Raw genomic sequence first — 6,098 nt, 5'->3', positions numbered from 1 at the left:
CGCTCGACTACGTCAGCCCCATGACGTTCGAGAAAAACTGGTTCGCCGCTCAACAGGGACGAGCCGCATAAATCTCTCAGCTATGGGATTCGCTAAACAGGGGCAAGGTCACCCCGCCCGGGCTTCCATTACTCTTCGAAGGATCGTACGCACCCGTGGGGTCGTATGTCTTTAGCTTGCCATCTTCCGCGGAATCATCACCGTCACCGTCACCGTCACCGTCACCGTCACCGAAAATAGCATCGTTGATCTTCTGAGCAAGTTCACCCGCCTCCTGCATGGCTGCGTCATAGTTATTTTTATAGTACTGGTCCGCGTAGTACCCAACTAATATGCCTGCCCCTGCACCGGCCAGCACTGCCCATCCGGCGGGATTTGTCACTAGCGCGCTGCCTGCCAATCCACCAAGTACAACATTCACCGCTGCCTGAGTTGCAGCGCCCGTCGCGACTCCGAATGCGAATCCTCCCACCGACTTAATACTGTTGCTTACGTCGCCACCCATTAGGCCGCCAGTAACCGAATTTACCATGTCATACAATGATGTCGCGTCACTCGCCTTTCCCAGAGCCTGGCCGTACAGGTTCGCCCCTGCGTCGGTGTTGCGGATAAGATGGTCGAGTAAACGCCGCCCTAGGGAGGGCGCGACTTCAATTACAACAATCCCTGTATTAGTTATGATCGTGAACACACTCATTTTTCACCCCGAATCAAACAAGTGATTTTTGAAAACATCCAATATAAAATAAGCGTTATGCACATAAATAACGCCAACTGCAGACTTCCAACCACAAACCAGACTAGTGGCCAACTTGTTGCCAGCTCACCTTTGGCTGTTAAGGCTCCACCCTGAATAACTGGCGACGTAATTATTTTTATGACAAAAAGTACAACTGCCGCAGCAATCAGAACCTTTCCAATTTTTATAGTTTTTGACATCACAACTGCCGAAATACCGCTGGACGACAAGTTGTACAACGATTCATACTTAGATTTTTCAGATGGGATTTTCGCTGCACCAAACTTTCTATTCTGCCCGCAAATCCCTCGAACGACAAAATACTGATCACTCCATTTTTTCTCCAAAATTGGCGAAACTGGGAGTCCGTCTTTCCAAAAAGCACCCCGAAATGACTTCTCCACGAATATTCCGCACTGTGCAAACACAGGAATTACAACAAGATAGAATACCCAGACCATCTCTCCCGGAAATATCTGTCCTGGACTACGAGCGAATATCACAGCCCAGCCGGCAGCAACGACTGCGAAAAGAAGCCCTGCATATGTAATCTTTTTCACCACCGCATACCCTCCTACTCGCTTCACTAAAATTCGGATGTGACTCAGCCTGCCAATGCAAAAAATCTGGCACAAAAGTCATGTCGCCACCATTGCCCTTTCGCCTGGAAAGGAACTAACCTGCCGAGCGAATGTACCGGCCTGCCCCCGAGTCGCACCATGAGATTTTTCTCGATGGAGCGAGGAAAATTCTCAAATCAAAAACAGTATCGTCGACTCTCTGACGGGAATTGCGGAAATCCCTCATCATTTATCGACAACCGCACACTCTCTAAATTCGCCTTAGAAATGAGAGAATAGATTAAGATTTTTCTTTCCAGATCTGATTGCTCGAGATGTCCACGCCGCCCTACCCGACATTTGACCAGACTTGCGATTCGCAGATCAAACTCCCTTTTTTATCATGTAAATCATCGAAGCAAACGCAACAGTTATAGCAACAGCTCCAAATCCGGCAACCCATTCCGGCTCCAACTTCGAAACCCTTAATCTTCCAAAAGATAAAATCTTCAACCCGAAGGCGCCGCCCCCCAACAGAGTATGTCGACGAAGAACCAAACAATAAAATCCATTACGTATCCTTCGGATGGCGATAGTTTTGGAGAAGCCCTATCCGCCACTGGATATTTTCCAAACCTTGCAATACGAGACGGTATGAGAGCTATGTCTAGGGCAAATTCGTCCACCTCGGCTCACATCACACCAGTTCTCTACTCGACATTCAAAGCCCGCACGACCTGCGAGAATCGCAGCGGGCCGGTCTCTGAATTGCAAGTGCTGAAAGCCTCGGCGAGCATCGCCAGAACGATCGACGTTGATCGGCGGCGCCGTTGGACCAGCAACCAATCCTTTCACATCGAAAGAATCGGCCGCGAATCTATCGCACCTAAGCAAAATGCGCTATCGGCCCCTTCTGACAGCGTCGTCAGAATTCAACGAAAGTGATTAGCTCAACCTCCAGCCTGGCGCTCGTTCAGGGCATGGCACGCCGTAAACGCAAAACGGCGAAGCCGTGCTTCGCCGTTTTGCAATCCAATGAATTGCCTGCCCCTATCAATTGACATTCAGGGAAGACCACATCAATTCGCGTCACCACGCTCCCACCCGCGGTTCAACGCACATCGGCCACAAACTCGCCAACCGACGCCCACCCCTCAATCCTCAATCCGCTCCAACCCCTCCGCACTCCGATCAGCGACGCCGGCCCACGCCCCAGCCGCCAATCCGAGCAGCGCGATCTCTTCCACCGTCAACGGCTGCAAGCGCGCGCACAAGGCATCGAGCTCATCCCACGCCCCGCGCTCAAGCTCTTCGACTGCGGTCAGCAACAACCCCAACACGCCCTGCCGATGCAGGATACCCGCCTGAATCGGCCGCGATAGCGTCAGCACATTCAACGTGCTTTCGAGCGAGCCGCCGAACACCGCATCGACAAACGAAAACACGCCGGTCAGAAACGCCGCATCGGCTTCGTCACGCCCCGCTTCAGGCAGGCGCTCGATCGCCAGTTCCATGAAGCGCGCCCGGGTCGCCGCGAGTTGCAGCAGAGGATCGTCCTCGAGCGCAACCTTGCGGCCATCCGCGTACAACAACAATTGCGTCCAGCGCGCGATCCGGTTCGTGCCGGTCGCATTGATCGCTTCGCGCAACGTCGTGACCTTGTGGCCGACGGCGAGGCCGCTCGAATTCGCGAGCTTCATCAGATGCATGACCAGCACCGGATTCAGCTTGAGTTCGGCTTCGAGTTGCGCAACGGTCGGGTCGCCCGATAGCAGTTGCAGCAGATTCAGCAATGCATGCCGCGGCGCGCTGACGCGCCGCGTCGTCGAGGTCTGCGCACGCGCGAAGAAGTAGCCTTGAAAACGGTCGAAACCGAGACCATGCGCCTCTTCGAAATCGCTCTGTGCATCGAGACCCAGCGCTATCAGCAGCTTGCCCGCGGACTTGAGCACGCTCGTCAACTTGGGCAACAGCGCTTTCGACGCCCGTGTGAAATCGATCTTGACGACTTCCGCGTAGGGCAGCAGCTTCGCAAACGTTTCATCGGGCTGCGTCACTTCGTCGAGTACGAAGCGATAGCGCCGCCCGTGCAATTGAACGATGCGCGCAATCAGCGCATCGTCGACCAGGATCGACGGCGACAATTCGAACATGAAGCGGTCAGTGGGCAAATGCTGGATCGAATCGTCGAACAGCATCTCGCGGCTTACGTCGACGTAAGCGGGATGCCCGGTGAGCGCACCACGCACATTGCCCTGCATCAAACCGCGAATCACGGCTCGCGCCACGAGCTGCGCGGGATCGGGCGCGCGGCCCGGCAAGGCATCCGCATCCGCAGCCGGATCGGCGGCCGATGCAGCGCCCGCGTCGGATTCGGCGCACGCAGGCAATTCCGGCGCGCGCACCTTGATCTCATAGCCGCATAGCATGCCGTCCCGATTCAGAATCGGCTGGCGCGCGAAGCTGGCATTCAGTTGCGCATCGTCCGCAGCCCCCGTATGGCTGGGATTCTCGATTGCGATGGTGGTCATTCTGGTCCCCCGCTAAGCGCCGCCCCGGCGCTTCCTGCTGTATTTTGGTTTCTGCTGCACCAATCGCGCACATCCAGACCCTGAGGCCCTTTGCGCGTACGGTGTGCCCGGCGATTTTAGCGCAGGCGGATGCGTGCGGACATGTCAACGCCGCAATATCTCGAAATAATTGGCAACCAGTCTCGCTGAAGAGATGGAAGGAATCGACGATACTCTTGTGCAGTGCAGAAGCGTTCCACCACCGACCTTTAACCACCAAGGAAAATCATGGACGTCAAAAGCGTGCTGTCAAATGCCTTCGCAATGCCGATCACGAGCCCGGCGTTTCCGATGGGTCCGTATCGTTTCGTCGACCGGGAATTTCTGATCATCACTTACCGCACCGATCCGGACAAACTGCGCGCCGTGGTGCCCGAGCCGCTGCAGATCGGCGAGCCGCTCGTCCATTACGAATTCATTCGCATGCCGGACTCGACCGGCTTCGGCGACTACACGGAAAGCGGTCAGGTGATCCCGGTGTCGTACAACGGCGTGGCAGGTGGTTACACGCTGGCGATGTATCTGGACGACCATCCGCCGATCGCCGGCGGCCGCGAGTTGTGGGGCTTTCCGAAGAAGCTCGCCTCGCCGGTCCTGGAAGTCCATACCGACACGCTCCTTGGCACGCTCGATTACGGCCCTGTGCGCATCGCCACCGGCACGATGGGCTACAAGCATCGGCAACTGGATCTCGCGCAGCAACAGAAGCGTCTGGAGACGCCGAACTTCCTCCTGAAAGTGATTCCGCATGTGGACGGCACGCCGCGCATTTGCGAACTGGTGCGCTACTACCTGCAAGACATCACCCTGAAAGGTGCATGGACGGGTCCCGCCTCGCTCGAACTGGCACACCATGCTCTGGCGCCGGTCGCGGAATTGCCGGTGCTCGAAATCGTCGAGGCGCGGCATCTGCTTGCCGATCTGACGCTAGGACTCGGTGAAGTGGTGTTCGACTATCTCGAGCAGCCTGAAGCCAACGTTCGCTGACCGACTGTCACGGTGCGGCTAGCGCAGCGCGCGCGGCATCATGCACTAGAAGTGACAGGCCGGCGGTGCATCAACCACCGCCTCAAAAGACAATCGGCCGCATCAAGCGGCCGGCTGTCTCAGGCAAAACCATTCAGGCAAAACACCCAACGCCTTACTTCAACACGACCTTCACGTCGAAGTACTTCGCGGCGAAGCGGTCGATCGTGCCGTCGGCCTTCAGTTCCTTGAGCGCCTGGTTCACCGCGTCCTTCAACGCCTTGTCGCCCTTGCGCAGGCCAAAGCCCACGCCCGCGCCGAGCAACTTCTCGTCGCTGACGGCCGGACCGGCGAAGTCGAAGCCTGCGCCTTGCGGCTTCTTCAGAAAGCCCTTCGAAGCCGCTTCCGCGTCCTGGAACGCAGCGTCCAGACGACCCGATGCGAGGTCGGCATAGATCTGGTCCTGCGTCTGATACGGCACGACGTCGACGCCCGCCGGGGCCCAGCGCGCCTTCGCATACGTTTCCTGAATCGTGCCTTGCAGCACGCCAACGTGCTTACCCTTGAGCGATGCCGCCGTAGGCAGCAGACCGCTGCCCTTCTTCGCGATCATCTGATTCGGGATCGTGTAGATCGGATCGGTGAAGTCAATGGCCTGGCGGCGCTGTTCCGTGATCGTCATGTCCGAGTTGATCGCGTTGAACTTGCGCGCTTCCAACGCGGGAATCAGGCCGTCGAACGAATTCTCGACCCACACGCATTTCGCTTTCAGCTTTGCGCACACAGCATTGCCGATGTCGATATCGAAACCTTGCAGCTCGCCCGACGGCGACTTCGATTCGAACGGCGCATACGACGCCTCGACGCCGAAGCGCACTTCCTTGATATCCGCTGCCGACGCGGACCCTGCCGCTACCGTTGCCGTCGCGAACAGCGCGAGCGCAGCCATGTTTCGCCAATTCATCTTCATTACGGGTGTTCCTCTACGGTATTGAATAAGACGGAGCCGAATCCGGGCGAGCATGATTGCCGCGCCAAAAATGCGATTCAAACTCGTGCGGCCAATGTGGTGCAGCGCAACAGCCGCGAGGGCGGGATTGTACAGGCTTCGAATCGCGGTCCTGCAGGCTGCCCTGTAAGCGGCCCTGTGGGCTTGCGATTACCCACAATTTTTGGCGAGCTCGAAGCCGAGCTGGATATCGGTGAGTCTTCGAAGGCCTCGCCAGATCACGGTGTTGCCGGGAGGAGGATCATTGGCTCGCG

Annotated in this window: 6 protein-coding genes; 2 read left to right on the top strand and 4 right to left on the bottom strand. The window is 57.0% G+C overall.

What is annotated here, in order from left to right; genetic code table 11:
- Positions 1 to 76: 76 nt before the first annotated feature.
- From KHO33_RS41380 to KHO33_RS41370, 3 genes are all read right to left on the bottom strand, one after another.
- Positions 77 to 697 (bottom strand): hypothetical protein, encoded by a 621-nt coding sequence (locus tag KHO33_RS41380; protein WP_200568494.1) that lies wholly within the window; start codon positions 695 to 697, stop codon positions 77 to 79.
- Complete coding sequence (locus tag KHO33_RS41375) at positions 694 to 1,299, bottom strand: hypothetical protein (RefSeq protein ID WP_200568495.1); 606 nt, start codon at positions 1,297 to 1,299, stop codon at positions 694 to 696. Before KHO33_RS41375 ends, KHO33_RS41380 begins: the two co-directional genes overlap by 4 nt.
- Positions 1,300 to 2,453: 1,154 nt before the next feature.
- A complete protein-coding gene (locus KHO33_RS41370; RefSeq protein ID WP_054043045.1) occupies positions 2,454 to 3,830 on the bottom strand; it encodes an EAL and HDOD domain-containing protein in 1,377 nt (458 codons plus the stop codon).
- A gap of 267 nt (positions 3,831 to 4,097) precedes the next feature.
- Here KHO33_RS41370 and KHO33_RS41365 point away from each other — a divergent pair, with 267 nt between their 5' ends.
- A complete protein-coding gene (locus KHO33_RS41365) occupies positions 4,098 to 4,856 on the top strand; it encodes an acetoacetate decarboxylase (protein ID WP_054043047.1) in 759 nt (252 codons plus the stop codon).
- A 154-nt stretch (positions 4,857 to 5,010) separates the two neighbouring features.
- Here the strand turns inward: KHO33_RS41365 and KHO33_RS41360 are convergent, their stop codons facing one another.
- Positions 5,011 to 5,805, bottom strand: coding sequence for an ABC transporter substrate-binding protein (locus tag KHO33_RS41360; protein WP_054043049.1), 795 nt, complete (start codon positions 5,803 to 5,805; stop codon positions 5,011 to 5,013).
- A gap of 21 nt (positions 5,806 to 5,826) precedes the next feature.
- Between KHO33_RS41360 and KHO33_RS41355 the strand changes: the two genes are divergently transcribed.
- Positions 5,827 to 6,098, top strand: a 272-nt coding sequence (locus KHO33_RS41355; RefSeq protein WP_211629312.1) for a hypothetical protein, incomplete at its 3' end; no start/stop codon positions are given.

The organism is Paraburkholderia nemoris (assembly GCF_905221015.1).
Lineage (GTDB): Bacteria > Pseudomonadota > Gammaproteobacteria > Burkholderiales > Burkholderiaceae > Paraburkholderia > Paraburkholderia nemoris.
Note: the sequence above shows the minus strand (reverse complement) of the source record. Positions and strands in the feature narration are given on the sequence as shown.